The 255-nt window shown below is 66.3% G+C and carries 1 pseudogene; it reads right to left on the bottom strand.

Features of this window, described 5'->3' with window-relative positions:
- A pseudogene (locus M8J71_RS23290) lies at window positions 1–255 on the bottom strand (IS982 family transposase); the annotation flags it as partial.

Here is a 255-nt window from a genome sequence, read left to right as displayed (position 1 = left end):
GGCGCGTTGATGCGCCAGTTGTGCCAGATGCCTGCGGCGAGGGCGAGGAGTCTGGCTGCCACCCGGGCGTAGACGCCAGCCATGGTCCGCCCGCCGTGTTCTTCGAGGCCGAGTTGGCCCTTGAGGGTGTCGAAGACGGATTCAATCCATTGCCGGATGCCGCCGAGTTTGCCGAAGCGGGGTTTCTCGTCTTTGCGGTCCGGGCGGATCAGGTGCGCGCCGAGGTCCTCGGTGATGAACCGTTCGAAGTCGCGG

Origin of the sequence: Pseudarthrobacter sp. R1 (assembly GCF_024494415.1) — a bacterium.
Classification (GTDB): domain Bacteria; phylum Actinomycetota; class Actinomycetes; order Actinomycetales; family Micrococcaceae; genus Arthrobacter.
This window is presented reverse-complemented; position numbering and strand designations above follow the sequence as displayed.